This window comes from Providencia sp. PROV188, assembly GCF_027595165.1.
Classification (GTDB): Bacteria; Pseudomonadota; Gammaproteobacteria; order Enterobacterales; family Enterobacteriaceae; genus Providencia; species Providencia lanzhouensis.
Genome location: NZ_CP097291.1, coordinates 707,835 through 726,753, shown reverse-complemented (window position 1 = coordinate 726,753; position 18,919 = coordinate 707,835). Strand labels below are relative to the sequence as shown.

Genomic DNA, 18,919 nt, shown 5'->3' with positions numbered 1-18,919 from the left:
GAGGCGATAACACCACTGGGGTTAATAATCAGCGAATCAGTGATTATTTAATTAATGCGTGCATCTCTTGTACAGAAATCACTTTATCCGTTGGGTCTGCGCTCAGGGATAATGCCGTCGCAAAGCCACCGTTGAGGGTTGTATCATAGTGAACTTTGTAACGCAGTGCGCTACCGCGAATGAGTTTTGAATCTTCAATCGCTTGACGACCTGCCGTTGTATTCACGATGTAGTTGTACTCTCCATTCTTAATACGGTCTTGAATGTGTGGACGACCTTCGTGAACTTTGTTCACTAAACGTGGGTTAATACCCGCTTCACCCAAGACAATCGCCGTTCCGTGAGTCGCATCTAACTCAAAACCGTGTTTCAGCAGTTTCGCTGCTAAATCAACAACTTTCGTTTTATCGCCTTCACGAACAGACAGCAGTGCGCGACCGGATTTCTTCATGGTTGAGTTGCTGCCTAACATCGCCTTAGCAAATGCTTCAGCAAATGTGCGACCAACACCCATCACTTCACCCGTTGAGCGCATTTCTGGTCCGAGGATTGGGTCAACACCTTGGAACTTGTTGAATGGCAGAACCACTTCTTTGACTGAGTAGTAAGGTGGAATGACTTCTTCAGTCACGCCTTGCTGAGTCAGTGTTTGACCCGCCATAACACGCGCGGCAACTTTCGCTAGTGGTACGCCTGTTGCTTTAGAAACAAATGGCACCGTTCTTGCTGCACGCGGGTTCACTTCAATCAGGTAAACTTCGTTGTTCTTCACCGCAAACTGGACGTTCATCAGACCGCGAACGCGTAACTCGAATGCCAGACTGCGCACTTGTTCACGCATCACATCCTGAATTTCTTGGCTTAATGTATAAGCTGGCAGTGAACATGCTGAGTCACCAGAGTGAACACCCGCTTGCTCAATGTGCTCCATAATTCCGCCAATCAGCACCATTTCACCGTCGCAGATTGCATCCACGTCAACTTCAATCGCATCATCAAGGAAGCGGTCTAATAGGACTGGAGCATCGTTAGACACACTCACCGCGGTTTGGAAGTAGCGACGCAGGTCAACTTCGTCATAAACGATTTCCATCGCACGACCGCCCAGTACGTAAGATGGACGAACCACCAGTGGATAGCCGATACCAGCTGCTTTTTCAACAGCTTGTTCGATAGTTGCAACAGTGGCGTTTTGTGGCTGTTTCAGGTTTAAGCGATTAACCGCTTGTTGGAAACGCTCACGGTCTTCTGCACGGTCAATCGCATCTGGGCTAGTACCAATAACCGGTACACCCGCGGCTTCTAATGCACGCGCTAATTTCAGTGGAGTTTGACCACCATATTGAACAATCACCCCTTTCGGCTGTTCGATACGGACGATTTCTAATACATCTTCCAGTGTCACTGGCTCGAAATAGAGGCGGTCAGAGGTGTCATAATCTGTTGAAACGGTTTCTGGGTTACAGTTGACCATGATGGTTTCATAACCATCTTCACGCAACGCTAATGAAGCATGTACGCAGCAGTAGTCGAATTCGATACCTTGCCCGATACGGTTTGGACCGCCACCTAATACCATGATTTTTGGTTTATCGTTGTTCGGATTGGATTCGCATTCATCTTCATAAGTCGAGTACATATAAGCAGTGTCGGTCGCAAACTCTGCCGCACAGGTATCTACACGCTTATAAACTGGATGTAAATCATAACCTTGACGTAACTTACGTAATTCAGCTTCAGACACACCCACTAAACTTGCCAGACGCGCATCCGCAAAACCTTTACGCTTCAGTTGGCGTAAGAAATCTTTAGTCAGACCATTAATACCTAACTCTGCCACTTCGTTTTCTAAACGCACCAGCTCTTCAATTTGTACTAAGAACCAGCGGTCGATATTAGTTAGATTGAAGATACCATCGATAGATAGGCCTGCGCGGAATGCATCAGCGATGTACCAAATACGGTCGGAGCCCGCATCTTTCAGCTCACGGCGAATGCGAGTTAACGATTCTGGGTCGTCCTGGCTCACTTTCGGGTCAAAGCCTGTTGCGCCCACTTCCAGACCACGCAGCGCTTTTTGCATAGATTCTTGGAATGTGCGACCAATAGCCATCACCTCACCCACTGATTTCATTTGGGTGGTCAGACGGTCATTGCTTCCTGCGAATTTTTCGAAGTTAAAACGAGGGATTTTGGTCACAACGTAGTCGATAGACGGTTCAAATGACGCAGGAGTACGACCGCCTGTGATGTCATTCATCAGCTCATCGAGAGTGTAACCAACCGCTAATTTTGCAGCGATCTTAGCAATTGGGAAGCCTGTTGCTTTTGACGCTAGTGCGGATGAACGAGAAACACGCGGGTTCATCTCGATAACAATTAAGCGACCATCTTTCGGGTTAACGGCGAACTGAACGTTAGAACCGCCTGTTTCAACGCCGATTTCACGCAGTACTGCCATCGAGGCATCACGCATGATTTGGTATTCTTTATCTGTCAGTGTTTGCGCAGGTGCGACGGTGATGGAGTCACCAGTGTGAATTCCCATTGCGTCGAAGTTTTCAATGGAGCAGACGATAATGCAGTTATCTTTCTTATCGCGAACTACTTCCATTTCATACTCTTTCCAACCAATTAACGATTCATCGATTAATAATTCGTTAGTTGGAGATAAATCTAAACCACGAGTACAGATTTCTTCAAATTCTTCGCGGTTATACGCGATACCACCACCGGCCCCCCCCATGGTGAAAGATGGGCGAATGATACACGGGAAACCAACGTCATCAGCGACGGCATTAGCTTCTTCCATTGTGTGTGCGATACCTGAACGCGCTGTGCCTAAACCGATTTTTTTCATCGCTTTATCAAAGCGCTGGCGGTCTTCTGCTTTATCAATCGCGTCCGCAGTCGCACCAATCATGGTCACGCCAAATTCAGCCAATACACCTTGGCGTTCAAGCTCAAGGGCACAGTTCAGCGCGGTTTGTCCACCCATGGTTGGTAATACTGCATCTGGGCGCTCTTTTTCAATGATTTTGCGTACCACTTCCCAGTGAATTGGCTCGATGTAAGTTGCATCCGCCATTTCTGGGTCTGTCATGATAGTCGCTGGGTTCGAGTTCACTAGAATAACGCGGTAGCCTTCTTCTCTAAGAGCTTTACACGCTTGCGCACCTGAATAGTCAAACTCACACGCTTGGCCGATAACAATCGGGCCCGCACCGAGGATCAGAATGCTTTTAATATCTGTACGTTTTGCCATTTTCTTTCTCCCGATTATTTTGCGTTTGAACGTGGTGTGTTTTGACGGTATTCGTTGATTAAATCAATGAAGTGGTCAAAAAGACCTGCGGCATCATGAGGACCAGAACTGGCTTCTGGGTGACCTTGGAAACTGAATGCAGGTTTATCTGTGCGATGGATACCTTGCAAAGTGCCATCAAACAGCGATTTGTGCGTCACACGCAATGTGTCGGGTAGTGTGGATTCATCAACCGCAAAACCGTGGTTTTGAGCCGTGATCATCACCACATCTTTATCTAAATCTTTAACTGGGTGGTTAGCACCGTGGTGACCAAACTTCATCTTCACGGTATTGGCGCCACTTGCTAATGCTAGCAATTGGTGACCCAAGCAAATGCCAAATACGGGGATTTCAGTTTTTAAGAATTCTTGGATAGCGTTGATAGCGTAGTCACAAGGGGCTGGGTCGCCAGGGCCGTTTGATAAGAAAATCCCATCTGGGTTCATCGCTAACACCGTTTCTGCTGGTGTTGTTGCCGGAACGACGGTTAAGCGGCACCCACGGTCAACTAACATACGCAGAATATTGCGCTTTGCACCAAAATCGTAAGCAACAACGTGTAATGGCAGCTCATCTTCTTTGCTTGCTGCTGGTTGCCCTTCTTCTAAGTTCCAAGAGCGTTGAGTCCAGCTGTAAATCTCTTTGGTGCAAACTTCTTTTGCTAAATCTAAGCCATTTAAACCTGAGAAGCTGCGTGCTTTTTCTAAAGCCAACGCCGCATCTGGGTTATCCCCTGCGATGATACAACCGTTTTGTGCGCCTTTTTCTCTTAACAGGCGGGTTAATTTGCGCGTGTCGATATCCGCGATAGCCACCACATTGTGGCGTTTCAGATATTCAGACAAGCCTTCCTGACCACGAAAGTTACTGTAAATTAATGGTAAGTCGCGAATGATAAGGCCTTGAGCGTGTACGTTAGGAGATTCTTCGTCATCAGCATTAGTGCCGACATTACCAATATGGGGATAAGTGAGAGTAACAATTTGGCGGGAATAGGAAGGGTCAGTAATTATTTCTTGATATCCGGTCATTGAAGTATTGAAAACGACTTCTCCAATAGCGGCCCCTTCAGCACCAATGGCACGCCCGTGGAATTGGGTTCCGTCTTCCAGAACCAATATAGCTGACTTTATCAAAACATCCTCCGGAGAATAATCAATCATATTTTTTGCATATTAATTCAGATTTTGCGATCTAAATCAATGCCAAAATGAGTTTTTAAGCAAATTTTTGGCAAATTGCGCGCATTCTAATGATGGGATAGAGTCTTGTCTAGAAAAAAATGCATTTTTTTCACTTTTAGCTTACTTTTTTGCATTCTTACCTATTTTTTCTATAGAAGGCTAATGAAATAACTATTCATGGGTAAAAACGCAAACGGTTAATAGCGAAGAAAAGTGCAAAATGGATAATAGCGCAGACAAGGGAGGATCTAAAGTGCAATTTTTGAGTAAAAAAGAGGAAAAATGACACAAAGATAATAGAAAACAACGGATTTAATTAAATTAAATAAATAGATTACGATAAATCAGAGGCTTCAATCGAAGCCATCTGATTTTAAATGGAAATTTATTTTATAAAAAACTACAAATCATCAAGATTAAGGACATCTTTCATATTGTATAACCCATCTTTCTTGGCATTAACCCAAGATGATGCTCTTATCGCGCCTTTAGCAAAGGTCATACGACTGGAAGCCTTGTGGCTTATCTCTACACGCTCGCCAATATCAGCAAACATTGCAGTGTGCTCACCAACAATATCGCCAGCACGTACAGTAGCAAAACCAATCGTGCCCGGCTCACGCTCTCCGGTATAGCCTTCACGTGCATACACCGCACACTCTTTCAGATCTTTTCCTAATGCATCCGCGATAGATTCCCCCATCGCCAGCGCAGTGCCTGAAGGGGCATCAACTTTATGACGATGATGGGCTTCAATAATTTCAATATCAGTGTAATCTCCCATCACTTTCGCCGCTTTTTCCAGTAATTTCAGCACCAGATTCACACCAACGCTAAAGTTGGCAGCGAAGACAATTGGGATAGATTTTGCGGCTTCAGCAATGGCCAATTTTCCTTGTTCATCAAATCCTGTGGTCCCAATGACCATGCCTTTTTGGTGAGATTGGCAGAACGCTAAATATTGTAAGGTACCTTCAGGACGGGTGAAATCAATCAGTACATCAAAATCATTAACGACAGAATCTAAGTGACCAACGACTTTCACACCAATTTGCCCAATTCCCGCCAATTCACCCGCATCAGTGCCTATAAGTGAAGAGCCTTCACGCTCAATGGCTGCGCCAAGTTGAATTCCGTCTTGTTCTTGTGCTGCTTGAATTAATTGGCGCCCCATGCGCCCACCCGCACCGACAATCGCAACGCGTACAGTTGAATCTGCCATTTTTGATCCTTTCGTAAATATTGAGGCGAAAACCAAAATAAAATCTTGGTTATACCTTAAAGAAACTTGAATCGGGACGCCAGCACTAATCTGGAGATATTAATAAAACCGTAGAGAGGGGGATGATTATCAGAAAAAATTGTATTGATATGGGATGGGGTGCTGACAAAATAGAAAACAGCAGCGGCCAAATCAGCCGCTACTATAATAAAATCAATGTATTAGTTAATTTCTTTAACGTCCACACGCAGCTCTTTTGGTACTTCAAAAACGATATTTTCTTCTCGCCCTTGCAGCTCAACTACGGAGTCGGCACCCAGCTCTTTCAGTCTATCAATCACTTGGCGGACTAAAATATCTGGCGCGGATGCCCCCGCAGTCAATCCGATAATTTTCTTATCTTTTAACCACTCGGTTTGAATATCTTCAGCACCATCAATCAGAAATGCGGCCTTCCCCATTCGAGACGCTAATTCAGCTAAACGGTTTGAGTTGGACGAGTTTTTCGAACCAACAACTAGCACGATATCGGCTTTTTCCGCGAGCTCACGCGCCGCTTCTTGGCGGTTCGTGGTCGCATAGCAAATATCGTCTTTACGCGGTCCAACGATATTAGGGAATCGACGGGTGAGCGCATCAATCACATCGGAGGTATCATCCACTGAAAGCGTCGTTTGCGTCATAAAGCTCAGGTTGTTTTCATCTTTTACCTGTAGCTTCCAAACGTCTTCAGGGCTTTCAACAAGATACATTCCCCCTTCAGGGTTATTGTATTGCCCCATTGTCCCTTCCACTTCAGGATGTCCTGCGTGACCGATTAAAATCGCTTCTTTGCCTTTACGACTTGCGCGAGCCACTTCCATATGCACTTTAGTCACTAATGGGCAGGTCGCATCAAATAACATGGTTAAATCGCGGGAACGGGCTTCTTGGCGAATGGCTTGTGAAACGCCATGAGCTGAGAAAATTAGAATAGAGCCATCCGGAACTTCAGAGATTTCTTCAATGAAGATAGCGCCACGCTGGCGTAAATCGTCAACCACATAGCGGTTATGCACCACTTCATGGCGAACGTAAATCGGTGCGCCATAAATTTCTAAGGCGCGTTCAACAATACTGATTGCACGGTCAACACCCGCACAAAATCCACGAGGATTAGCCATTAATATTTGCATGGTGACTCTCCAATTGTGGGGCTATTTCTAGCACTTCAATTTCAAAGGTAATTTGTTGCTCAGCAAGAGGATGGTTAAAATCAACAGTAATTGATTCCCCTTCGATTGCCTTCACGACACCCGGCATTTCGCTTCCATTCATGCCCGTAAACAGCATGATGGTACCAATTTCAGGGATCCCCGTTTCCATAAAATCACGCAATGAAAAGTATTGCACTAAGTCTGGATTATGTTTCCCGAATACCGTATCCCCAGCTAAGGAAAATGTTTTCTTTTCACCTTCAGATAGCCCAATCAGTTGCGCTTCTAATTCTGGCGACAGTGAATCATTTCCAAGAGCAAACAACGCAGGCTTTCCTTGTGCGTGAGAAGAATCTGCCGTGGAGCCATCTTCTAATTTCAGAGTGAAATGCAGTAAAACAGAACTCTGCGCCTGTATTTGAGTAGACATAATCTAAACCTGTTTTTTATCATAAAGTTCAGCCCGACTATCGTCGGGCTGAGATGATTAATATGCAATATTGGGTTTTATCAACCTATCGCACTATCTGTTCTATTTAGCATCTTGCTGTTTGGGTTTATCCGGCAAAAAGCCTTCAAAAATCACCAATGCCGCACCAATACAAATGGCCATATCCGCCAAGTTAAAGGTCGGCCAGTGCCAGTTGCCAACATAAAAATCAATGTAGTCAACCACAAAGCCATGCACTAAACGGTCAAATAAATTACCGATCGCACCACCAATAATTAACGCATAAGCAATATTGCTCAGGCGTTTTTTCACACTTTGGCGATACATCATCACCATTAACGTAATGGAGATGGCAATAGCTATTCCAGCAAAGAACCAGCGCTGCCAGCCGCCTTTATCCGCCAGGAAACTAAATGCCGCACCAAAGTTTTGAGCGTACATAAGGTTAAAGTACGGAATTAAAGGGTGTGGATCGTACAGAGTCAGCTCTTTTAAGACCAATTGCTTAATTGCTAAATCTGCAACGATAATCACAACCGTCAGCCACAGCCAACGCAAACCAGTAGAACAAATAGGTGTCTTCATTAAGCAAACTTACGTAATTCACCGTTTCCGGCTACGTTAGTCACACAGCGACCACAGATTTCAGGTTGTTCTGCCGCTGCACCAATATCACTTGCATAATGCCAGCAACGAGGACATTTTTCCCCAGCCGCTTTACTGAAGGCAATTTTCAGGCCTTTCAGTTCACTGTCTTGTGCATCCGCAGGCGCCGTTGCAATATCAGCCACATTCGCTTGAGATGTTAACAGCGCAAAACGCAGTTCATCGCCTAAGCTATTTAACTTAGCAGCTAATGTGCTATCCGCATATAACGTTACCGAAGCTTCTAACGAACCACCAATGTGCTTGTCTGTACGCGCTTGTTCCAGAACTTTGTTCACTTCGCCACGTACGGCTAACAGTTCAGACCAGAAACCATCATTCATCGCTTCAGATTCGTCTAAACCAAATAAGCCGTTATACCACTCTTCAGTGAGAACGAATTGAGCGCGTTTGCCCGGTAATTCGTTCCAGATTTCATCAGATGTGAAGGACAGAACCGGTGCAATCCAACGAACCAACGCTTCCACAATATGGAACAGTGCAGTTTGGCAGCTACGACGCGCAACGCTATCACTTTTCGCGGTGTACTGGCGGTCTTTGATAATATCCAGATAGAACGAGCCCATCTCGATAGAGCAGAAATGCATTAAGCGTTGGATAACACCTAAGAAATCATACTCATCGTACGCTTTCGTAATCTCTTTCTGTGCTTCTAATGCACGACCAACCGCCCAGCGATCTAACACCACCATATCTTCTGGTTTCACCATATCGGTTTCTGGGTTGAAACCATTTAAGTTTGCCAGTAAGAAGCGCGCGGTATTACGGATACGGCGATAAGAGTCTGCTGCACGTTTTAAAATTTCATCAGATACAGCGATTTCGCCCGTATAGTCAGTTGATGCCACCCACAGACGCAGGATATCAGCGCCCAGCTTGTTCATCACATCTTGCGGACTCACTGTATTACCTAAAGATTTAGACATCTTACGACCTTGACCATCAACGGTAAAACCGTGGGTCAGAACTTGGCGGTAAGGTGCTTTGCCTTTCATCGCAGTAGACAGCATCAGAGAAGACATGAACCAACCACGATGTTGGTCAGAACCTTCCAGATACATATCTGCGGAGTTACCATGGAATTCAGGACGAGCATCAACCACAGCAAAGTGGGTGGATCCTGAATCGAACCAAACGTCTAAAGTGTCTGGTACTTTACGATAAGTTTCAGCATCAGCGCCCAGCAATTCAGCAGGGTCTAAATCCCACCATGCTTGGATACCATCAACTTCAACGCGCTTAGCGACTTCTTCCATCAGCTCTAAAGTACGTGGATGTAGTTCTTCAGTCTCTTTGTGCACGAATAACGACATTGGGGTACCCCAAGTACGTTGACGTGAGATACACCAGTCAGGGCGGTTTTCAACCATTGACTCGATACGTGCACGCCCCCAACCTGGGATCCACTGAACAATGTCGATCTCTTTCAGAGATTGTTCACGCAGACCGTTTTTATCCATGCCGATAAACCATTGTGGTGTCGCACGGAAAATAACTGGGGTTTTATGGCGCCAGCAACATGGATAGCTGTGAGAGATAGCTTTCTTGTACATCAATAAGCCTTTCTCGTTCAGAATTTCCAGCACCACATCATTAGCTTTGAAAATAAATAAACCATCTAAACCTGGGTAAGTATTTGGCAAGAAGCAGCCATCTGGACCCACTGGGTTCGCTGTTTCTAAACCATATTTTTGTCCAACAACATAGTCTTCAGGACCATGACCTGGCGCTGTATGTACCGCACCTGTACCCGCATCTAGCGTAACGTGGTCACCTAAAATTGCAGGCACATCAAAGCCCATAAATGGATGAGCAAAACGAAGTAACTCTAATGCACTACCTTCGCACTCGCCTAATACTGTCCATGACTCAACACCGACAGTCTTCATGACTTCTTCAACTAAGTCAGTTGCTAGAATGACTAAATCACCATTCGCATCCACCAGAGAGTATTTGAACTCTGGGTTCAGAGAGATTGCACGGTTAGCTGGTAACGTCCAAGGCGTTGTCGTCCAGATCACTAAAGATGGCGTTTTATCGCTAGAAACACCAAATTTTTCGCAAACGGCTTTGCTATCTACCGCAGGGAAGCGAACGTAGATAGATGGGGATGTTTTGTCGTAATACTCGACTTCCGCTTCAGCCAATGAGGAACCACATGCTGTACACCAGTGAACGGGTTTTGCCCCTTTCACTAAATGACCATTTGCAACGGTTTTCGCCAGAGCACGGATGATGTTCGCTTCGGTTTTAAAATCCATGGTCAGGTAAGGTTTGTCCCACTCACCCAACACACCTAAGCGGATAAAATCAGCTTTTTGCCCTTCAATTTGCTCTTTGGCATATTCACGGCATTTTGCACGAAATTCAGCGGCGGAAACTTTTTCCCCTGGTTTACCTACGATTTGTTCAACTTTGTGTTCAATAGGTAAGCCATGGCAATCCCAACCAGGGATGTATGGGGAATCAAAGCCCGCCAGCCCTTTGGATTTAATAATAATATCTTTGAGAATTTTGTTTACTGAGTGACCAATATGAATACTGCCGTTAGCATACGGAGGACCATCGTGCAGAATAAAGGTTTTCTTGCCCGATTTTGCTTTACGGATTGCCTGATACAAACCTTCTTTGTACCAGCGCTCTAACATCTGTGGTTCGCGTTTAGCGAGATCGCCACGCATTGGGAACCCTGTTTCTGGTAGATTCAGGGTATTTTTATAGTCACTCATCGATTCTCAGTTCCAATTTTCCGCTAAATTATCTGATTCCAATTGCTGCGAGATATTCTCTGGCTGCAACTACATCATTAGCAATTTGCTCCTTCAGCGCGTCCAACGAAGCAAACCGCTGTTCGTCACGTAATTTTTTACGTAACACAACATCAATATGACGCCCATATAAATCCATATGTGCATCAATCAGATGGACTTCTAACTGGGTACCTTTTCCAGATACCGTTGGACGTGTGCCAATGTTTGCCACGCCCGGTACAGGCTTATCGCCCAGACCATGAACTTCTACAGCATACACGCCAGTCACCGGTGTGACTAAACGTTTTAACGGTAGGTTTGCTGTCGGAAAACCTATCGTACGACCTAGCTGATTACCGTGAACCACACGCCCACTAATGCGATATGTGTGACCTAATAAATTTTCAGCTAATGCCAGATCGTTGTTTTGTATCGCTTTACGGATCGCAGTGCTGCTGACGCGCACACCTGAATCACAAAAGCTTTCGGTGTCTGCGACTTCAAAACCAAACTTTTGACCGGCTTGCTGTAAAAAAGAAAAATCCCCCATCCGATTTTTTCCGAATCGGAAATCATCACCAATGGCGAGATATTTCACACCGAGTTTGTCGACTAATAAGTCAGACACAAAAGCGTCTGGCGTTAATGAGGCAAAATGCTGGTTAAATTCCACACATAATAGATAATCGACCCCGCTATCAGCAAGGTACTTCACTTTATCTCTTAGGCGTGTCAAACGCGCAGGAGCCTTATCACCCGTAAAAAATTCAAGGGGTTGTGGTTCAAATATCATCACAACAGTTGGTAAACCTAACTGTTTACCCTTGAGCTTCAAATTTTGAAGTAATACTTGGTGCCCACGATGAACACCATCAAAATTACCAATAGTCAGTACGCAACCATGATGGTACGACCGGATATTTTGTATACCGCGAATTAGCTCCATAACTGGCTCAATACCGAGGAAATTGCAGGATTATACCTTGTACGACGCATAAGGTTAACCTAAGTTCGTAAAAGCTTTCATTAAACCCTATTTTTTTGATCACTACACTATTTAATCAGATGATTTTACACTGCTAAGCATCTTTCTGCACGACACCGCGCTGCTGAATCTGATCATTGTCCATAGGCAAATCAAAAAAGTTTGGATAACCAATAGATTATCAATACAACAAATTGACGCGGAGATCTCTAAAAATATTTAATTTTTATAGTTTTCTTATCATCCATTTTGTATAACAAACTCAAGTGTACAAAAAACACTCTAGTTATCATTCAATTTCATCTTAATGAACGTTTGATATCACTAAAAAAATTTTTTCTGAAAAATGATTTAAAATATCTTCTATCAATTATGCTTTTTTTCACGCGCAGATCTGTATTCTTCTGATATTTGCTGGTAGAATCTTGCACCATTCACAACGCATTGACATCGAAGTACACGATGTTTATTTGCACAAATCCATTGACAAATGAAGGGCGAAAGGGCATATTCCTTGACCTTTAAATTGTCCTCAATAGAATACATTTGGGAGTTGGACCTTGGCTAATATCAAATCAGCTAAGAAACGTGCCGTTCAATCAGAGAAACGTCGCCAGCACAACGCTAGCCGTCGCTCTATGGTACGTACTTTTATTAAGAAAGTTTACCTTGCTATCGCTGCAGGCGATAAAGAAGCAGCTCAGAAAGCATTCAATGACATGCAACCTCTTGTTGATCGCCACGCTAGCAAAGGCCTGATCCACAAAAACAAAGCAGCACGTCATAAAGCTAACTTAGTTGCTCAAATCAAAGCAATGTAATTTCGCTTCTTGATTATAAAAAACCGGCTTAGGCCGGTTTTTTTGTCTGCTAATTTCTTGCCTCACACTTTCGTGTTCTAAACTTTCTGTTCTAAATTATCGAACGGCGCAGAAAATAACTCAGAAAAATCTTTGTTACAGACACGTTGTACTGCTGGGTGCTGGATCATTCTTTCCGCAAAAATCACGTAATACTCTTCTTTAACACTATCTAAGCGGCCAATTTCCTGCACTTCATTATCAGCAAAAATATCTTTCGCATACAAAGATGGCGCCACGAAAATGGCATTGTGATACATTCCGAATGCTTTCATTAATGCAGCATCATCAAATTCACCAAGTACTTCAACTTGTAGGTTTTTATTGCGGATCCATGTTAATAAATGGCGACCAAGCATCGAACGACGCCCTGGAATTAATAACCTGCGCTCTTCTAGACATTCAGGGAATGGTTTCTTCGGTACTGGCTGACGGCAGAAAAAACTGACGCTGCATTCGCCTAATTTAACAGAGAACAGCCCCTCTTGTTGTGAAGAGTCCACAGGGCAATCCGATAAAATCATATCCAGCTTGTGCTGGCTTAATTGCTCCAGTAACAGCTCATGAGTTGATTCAAAGCAACGTAAATGAATTTGCTCATGTTCTACAACTGCTGTTTCTAGTACACGGCTGACTAAACGTTTCGATAATGCGTCAGCCACGCCCACATCAAACAGTAGGTTAGATTCTCGGCTGTAGTTGACGATATCCAGCATTTCTTGGCTGAGCATAAACATTTTGTCAGCATAACGAAAAATCAGTTGTCCCAGCTCTGAAGGCACTAGCCCCCGACCTTGGCGTTTAAATAATTTTCCACCTAACCGTTCTTCGAGTGCTTTAATTTGCCCAGTAATTGTCTGTGGAGTCAGGTAAAGAGCCTCGGCAGCACCGACAACAGAGCCTTCTTTGCAAACATGCCAGAAATAGTAAAGGTGGTTAAAATTAAGATGTGAAACCCGCATATCGATTCCTTTTGTATCGCCAATAATGACCGCAGTGCATAATGACCATACGCTTTACCCGTACCCCGTAATCGGGAGTTATAAGTTAAAATACCCGCAGTATGCAACTCATACCGCGGGCATATCATAGAAGATTAACTCGAAAATTCTTACTAATAATTACGTCTATTATGTTTATTTTGCATCACTGTGCGAAACTTTTGGTTTCGGTAACACTACCCTTAACATAAAGTACCCTAACAATGCAGCTGTTGTTGAACCGATTAAAATGCCCAGTCTCGAGTAGGTACTATACACTTCATCAAGCCCTTCAAAAGCGAGCCCGGTGATAAAAATAGACATAGTAAAACCGATTCCACAAAGCACAGAAACAGCAAACACTTGCTTCAAGTTAATCGATGCTGGCAATTTAGCCAACCCTACTTTTACCGAAATCCAACTAAATAAGAAAATACCGACTGGTTTGCCCAGTATCAAACCCGCTGCGACACCAAGTGGTAATGGGCTCATTAAACCATCAAAGGTGACGCCATTGAGCTGTACGCCTGAATTTGCAAATGCAAAGATAGGCAATATGAGATAAACAACCCAAGGGTGCAGCACATGCTCTAATTCTTCCGACGGTTTTGTATTATTAGTCCCTCTTAATGGAATTAAGAAACCAACAATCACTCCCGCCAGAGTGGCATGAACACCTGATTTCAGAATACAAACCCACAAGATTAGGCCTATCACCAAATAAGCTGCCGTATTTTCAACTCGTCGCCAGTTCATTAGACACAGTATTGCCACACACAGTGCAGCTAAACTCAATGCGACGACAGAAACTGAGCTGGTATAGAAAAAGGCAATGATCACAATGACACCAAGGTCATCAATGATAGCTAATGCCAATAAAAATACTTTGAGCTCTGTAGGAACACGCTTACCCAATAACGCCATCACACCCAACGCGAATGCAATATCTGTTGCTGCAGGGATAGCCCAACCTTGACGAGTAATATCGTCAGCACCATTGAACGCTAAGTAAACTAACGCTGGTGCAATCATTCCACCCACAGCCGCAATTGCCGGAAATATCGCTTTATCACGTCCCGCCAGGGATCCTTCCAATAACTCGCGCTTTACCTCTAAACCAACAACCAGGAAAAACACAGCCATTAAGAAATCATTAATCCATAGAATCAGAGGTTTATCTAATTCAAATGTTGAGATTTTAATGGCTACCGGAATATCTAAAAATTGCTGATAAGCTCCTTGTAATGGCGTATTAGCCATTATTAAAGCGACAATGGCAGCAATAATTAGGAGTAGCCCTCCTGCTGCTTCTAACTTTAAAAATTTACGAATAATTGCTGTCATATGAATAACCCCAAAAAATACTTTTGAATGTTAATATTATGATAATCATTAATTCGTAAAAAATCGTTTATTTATCCATTAATGATCGTAATTTCCGAGTATTTAACAATCGAGATCACGACGAATGATAATAAATCGTTAATTTAACTATAGGCAACTATTCTAAAAACCAACAATAAATTTACTGAGTAAAGCGCTTTAAATATTCAACTTTTTTAGAGACTAATGAAAAATGACCATTATCGATAGTCCAAAAAATCGTTTATTTTTTTATTTTCGAAGCCCTTCGCAAAAATAAAAGTACCTGCCCTCTCTTCCTTGCGTGCCTCTTCATAAAAAAGACGCTTTATGTGATACTCGAGCCACTCTTAAGCAATCACTATCTCTCTATATTATGTCCCTATACGTACTGCTTTCTGTGCTGTTTGCTGCGTTTTGCCATGCCAGTTGGAATGCTCTGGTTAAATTTGGTAATGACCGCTTCTTTGGTTTGATAATGATTGCTGTTTTTTCTGGAATTTTAACTATTCCAGCTCTCTTTTGGTTTGGGCTGCCATCTCCCGATGCCGTCCCGTGGCTAGCTTTGTCAGTATTATTTCACATCGGTTATATCTATTTTCTCAGCCAAGCTTATAACCATGGTGACCTCAGCCAAATTTACCCTATTTCTCGCGGCTCAGCCCCTTTAATCACCGCGTTATTAAGTATTGTTTTATTCAATGAATCCTTACCATTTATGAGTTTTGTAGGGATTATTTTCATCATTTCAGGCGTGGTAGCCATCGCGTTTGCAGGTCGAAAATTTACTTTGAATATCAAAGGTAAAGCGCTTAGCTTTGCATTGTGCACTGCCTTTTTTACGGCTTGTTATACCCTCTCGGATGGATATGGCGCTAGAGCCAGCCAAGATCCCGTTGTTTATACCCTATGGCTGTTTTTATTAAATGGTGCGGTACTCGCCATCCCCGGAGTGATGAAATACAAAAGTTCATTACTACACGGGTTTAGGCAATATTGGCGCTCAGGGTTGCTTGGCGGGTTAATGCAGATAATTAGCTACGGCATCGCAATCTGGGCAATGAGCCAAGCCCCCATCGTACTCGTTGCTGCTATTCGTGAAACTAGTGTCCTTTTTGCTATGTTTCTTTCCATTGTATTTCTTAAAGAGAAATTTAATGGAATGCGAGTCCTCGCCTGTATTGTCATCTTACTTGGGGTGTTACTGGCGAAACTATCCAGTTAAGATAGCGGTGCTTAGAAGATAAGTTTTACATCCTATATTTGATGCCCATAATATTTGATACAAATAATTTTTAGCCCTATTTTTCATTGAGTCATGAGGTAAGAATGACATTACTCCGATCTCTCGTTGCCATATCGATGATGGCAGCACCTATCGCGGCACTTGCCACCACTCCAGCGGATTTAATCATTGTTGATGGTACTGTTTTGACAATGGATGCCAATAATCAAGTTATTGAGAATGGGACTGTTGTTATTGATAAAAATAAAATTATCGCTGTTGGCGGCCCTGAGCTTGCGACACAATATACCGCCAAAAAACGGCTAAATGTTGATGGCGATATAGTCATGCCAGGGTTAATCAATACCCATACTCACGCATCAATGACTGTATTTCGTTCCCTTGCCGACGATGTCCCCGACCGTTTGCACCGCTATATCTTCCCATTAGAGAGCAAGATGGTTTCCCGTGAAATGGTGCGAGTAGGCGCTAACTTAGCCAACGTCGAAATGGTCAAAGGTGGCGTTACAACTTACGTGGATATGTACTATTTTGAAGATGAAGTTGCGAAAACTGTCGATAAAATTGGTATGCGAGCGATCCTTGGGGAATCTGTGATCAAATTCCCTGTTGCCGATGCTAAAAATGCTGATGAAGGTATCGCTTATGCGGTGAATTTTATCAACCAATACAAAGACCACCCGCGCATTACGCCAGCTTTTGCTCCTCACGCACCTTATACCAATACCACTGAGCATCTACAGAAAATTGCTAAACTTTCTCAAGAACTTAATGTTCCCGTGATGATCCACTTAGCGGAAACCGATCGAGAACAAGAAGAAATTGCCAAGCGTACTGGCGGAAAAAGCCCGGTTCAATATATGGCTGATATCGGTGCATTGAATAACAAAGTCATTGCGGCTCATGCCATTATGGTTGATGAAAACGATATCAACCTACTCAAACAGTATGATGTTGGAGTGGCTCATAATGTCAGTGCGAATACCAAATCAGCCAAAGGTGTTGCACCAGTGACCGCGATGTTAGCAAAAGGAGTTCGTGTAGGCTTAGGAACCGATGGTCCGATGTCCAGCAATACCTTAACAACCATGAATGAACTAAATTTAGTAGGTAAAATTCATAAGCTCGAAAATAAAGATAGAGCTGCAATGCCGCCCATTACCGTGGTTGAATTAGCGACCAAAGGCTCCGCAAAAGCCATTCACATGGAAGATAAGTTAGGCTCTCTAGAAGCGGGGAAATTGGCAGATATTATCGTTGTCGATACAAAATCGCCGAATATGGTTCCGATGTATAGCCCTTATGCCGCACTGGTTTATGGCGCGAATGCTTCCAATGTACGCCATACCATTGTGGATGGAAACCTATTAATGGAAGACCGCAAAGTACTCACAGTTGATGAAAATGCGATTGTGAAAGAGGCTCTACAATTTGCCGATCAAGTTCGTAAAACCGTGGTTGCCAGCGGTGAAACTGTGAAATAAAAAAATGGCTGATTCAGTTTTTCACTGGATCAGCCATGATTCTTAACTTAGCGATTAACCCTTATTTATTGGTTAAATCATCAAAGAATTTTTTCACGCCATCTAAGAAGCGTTTTGAACGTGGGCTATTTTTCTCGCCACCCGTACCGCCTAACGACTCACCAAACTCTCTGAGTAACTCTTTTTGTTTCTCATTCAGTTTGACTGGGGTTTCGACAACAATGTGACACATTAAATCACCTTGCATACCACCACGTACTGACTTCACGCCCTTACCTTTCATACGGAACGTTTTGCCCGTTTGGGTTTCCGCAGGAATTTTCAGTTTAACGCGACCATCAAGGGTTGGGACTTCAATTTCGCCGCCCAGCGCTGCTGCTGCAAAGTTGATTGGCACTTCACAATGTAAGTTATTACCATCACGCTCAAAAATATCGTGAGGTAAAACATGCATTTGAACGAATAAATCCCCTGCTGGTGCACCATTCGCACCGGCTTCACCTTCACCGGATAAACGAACACGGTCACCCGTATCAACCCCTGCAGGGATCTTAACGGATAAGGTTTTGTATTTTTCAACGCGACCTTGGCCATGACATTTGTTGCATGGGTCTTTGATAACTTTCCCGCGACCGTGACAGGTTGGGCAAGGTTGTTGTACTGAGAAGAAACCTTGGCGCATGTGTACTTGGCCCATACCGTGACAGGTTTGGCATGTATCTGCGCTAGTGCCTGGTTTTGCACCGCTACCGTGGCACACGTCACAGCTTTCGAGCGTTGGAATACGGATCTCTTTGGTCACTCCACGGACTGCTTCTTCAAGAGTCAGTTCCATGTTGTATTGCAGATCAGAACCACGGCTTGGGCGCTGTTGACGACGACCGCCACCAAAAATGTCACCGAAGATGTCACCAAAAATATCACTGTTGAAATCGCCGCCACCAAAGCCGCCGAATCCACCTCCGCCACCCATACCGCCTTGTTCAAACGCGGCATGACCATATTGATCGTAAGCGGCACGTTTTTGCTCATCGGACAGGACTTCGTAAGCTTCTTTTATCTCTTTGAATTTCTCTTCAGATTCATCTTTGTTTTCCTGATTGCGGTCAGGATGGTATTTCATTGCTAAGCGCTTATACGCTCGCTTAATGTCTTTTTCTGAAGCATTTTTTTCGAGGCCTAAAACCTCATAAAAATCTCTTTTCGCCATTTATTTTTCCCTTAAC

Annotated in this window: 14 protein-coding genes; 3 read left to right on the top strand and 11 right to left on the bottom strand. The window is 43.8% G+C overall.

Going from position 1 to position 18,919, the window contains the following annotated elements; genetic code table 11:
• Window positions 1-43 precede the first annotated feature (43 nt).
• The 8 genes from carB to ribF form a co-directional block, all read right to left on the bottom strand.
• On the bottom strand, window positions 44-3,265 hold the full coding sequence (carB, locus tag M5X66_RS03175; protein ID WP_036950318.1) for a carbamoyl-phosphate synthase large subunit: 3,222 nt from the start codon (window positions 3,263-3,265) through the stop codon (window positions 44-46).
• Window positions 3,266-3,279: 14 nt separating this feature from the next.
• Window positions 3,280-4,443, bottom strand: coding sequence for a glutamine-hydrolyzing carbamoyl-phosphate synthase small subunit (gene carA, locus M5X66_RS03170; protein WP_108479264.1), 1,164 nt, complete (start codon window positions 4,441-4,443; stop codon window positions 3,280-3,282).
• A gap of 448 nt (window positions 4,444-4,891) precedes the next feature.
• A complete protein-coding gene (gene dapB / locus M5X66_RS03165; RefSeq protein WP_036950314.1) occupies window positions 4,892-5,713 on the bottom strand; it encodes a 4-hydroxy-tetrahydrodipicolinate reductase in 822 nt (273 codons plus the stop codon).
• 221 nt (window positions 5,714-5,934) lie between these two features.
• Window positions 5,935-6,888: a 4-hydroxy-3-methylbut-2-enyl diphosphate reductase gene (gene ispH, locus M5X66_RS03160; protein ID WP_132496157.1), complete on the bottom strand. Its 954-nt coding sequence runs from the start codon at window positions 6,886-6,888 to the stop codon at window positions 5,935-5,937.
• Window positions 6,869-7,339: an FKBP-type peptidyl-prolyl cis-trans isomerase gene (gene fkpB / locus M5X66_RS03155; protein ID WP_270103872.1), complete on the bottom strand. Its 471-nt coding sequence runs from the start codon at window positions 7,337-7,339 to the stop codon at window positions 6,869-6,871. The genes ispH and fkpB overlap by 20 nt, the downstream gene beginning before the upstream one ends.
• A 102-nt stretch (window positions 7,340-7,441) precedes the next feature.
• On the bottom strand, window positions 7,442-7,945 hold the full coding sequence (gene lspA / locus M5X66_RS03150; RefSeq protein ID WP_036950306.1) for a signal peptidase II: 504 nt from the start codon (window positions 7,943-7,945) through the stop codon (window positions 7,442-7,444).
• Entirely contained in the window at window positions 7,945-10,755 is a 2,811-nt protein-coding gene (gene ileS, locus M5X66_RS03145) for an isoleucine--tRNA ligase (protein ID WP_108479229.1), read from the bottom strand. The genes lspA and ileS overlap by 1 nt, the downstream gene beginning before the upstream one ends.
• A 28-nt stretch (window positions 10,756-10,783) precedes the next feature.
• A complete protein-coding gene (ribF, locus tag M5X66_RS03140; protein WP_036950302.1) occupies window positions 10,784-11,722 on the bottom strand; it encodes a bifunctional riboflavin kinase/FAD synthetase in 939 nt (312 codons plus the stop codon).
• Between the two features lie 599 nt (window positions 11,723-12,321).
• Between ribF and rpsT the strand changes: the two genes are divergently transcribed.
• Window positions 12,322-12,582: a 30S ribosomal protein S20 gene (gene rpsT, locus M5X66_RS03135; RefSeq protein WP_036950300.1), complete on the top strand. Its 261-nt coding sequence runs from the start codon at window positions 12,322-12,324 to the stop codon at window positions 12,580-12,582.
• 77 nt (window positions 12,583-12,659) lie between these two features.
• Here rpsT and nhaR read toward each other — a convergent pair whose 3' ends face one another.
• Complete coding sequence (gene nhaR / locus M5X66_RS03130; RefSeq protein WP_036950297.1) at window positions 12,660-13,583, bottom strand: transcriptional activator NhaR; 924 nt, start codon at window positions 13,581-13,583, stop codon at window positions 12,660-12,662.
• 174 nt (window positions 13,584-13,757) lie between these two features.
• On the bottom strand, window positions 13,758-14,945 hold the full coding sequence (nhaA, locus tag M5X66_RS03125) for a Na+/H+ antiporter NhaA (protein ID WP_036950295.1): 1,188 nt from the start codon (window positions 14,943-14,945) through the stop codon (window positions 13,758-13,760).
• A gap of 394 nt (window positions 14,946-15,339) precedes the next feature.
• Between nhaA and M5X66_RS03120 the strand changes: the two genes are divergently transcribed.
• Together M5X66_RS03120 and M5X66_RS03115 are read left to right on the top strand one after the other, a co-directional pair.
• The gene (locus M5X66_RS03120) at window positions 15,340-16,188 is read left to right on the top strand and encodes an EamA family transporter (protein WP_154637593.1); all 849 of its coding nucleotides are present in this window, start codon (window positions 15,340-15,342) and stop codon (window positions 16,186-16,188) included.
• A gap of 137 nt (window positions 16,189-16,325) precedes the next feature.
• Window positions 16,326-17,693, top strand: coding sequence for an amidohydrolase (locus M5X66_RS03115; protein ID WP_430248555.1), 1,368 nt, complete (start codon window positions 16,326-16,328; stop codon window positions 17,691-17,693).
• Window positions 17,694-17,754: 61 nt separating this feature from the next.
• Here M5X66_RS03115 and dnaJ read toward each other — a convergent pair whose 3' ends face one another.
• The gene (gene dnaJ, locus M5X66_RS03110) at window positions 17,755-18,903 is read right to left on the bottom strand and encodes a molecular chaperone DnaJ (protein ID WP_036950288.1); all 1,149 of its coding nucleotides are present in this window, start codon (window positions 18,901-18,903) and stop codon (window positions 17,755-17,757) included.
• Between the last annotated feature and the right edge of the window lie 16 nt (window positions 18,904-18,919).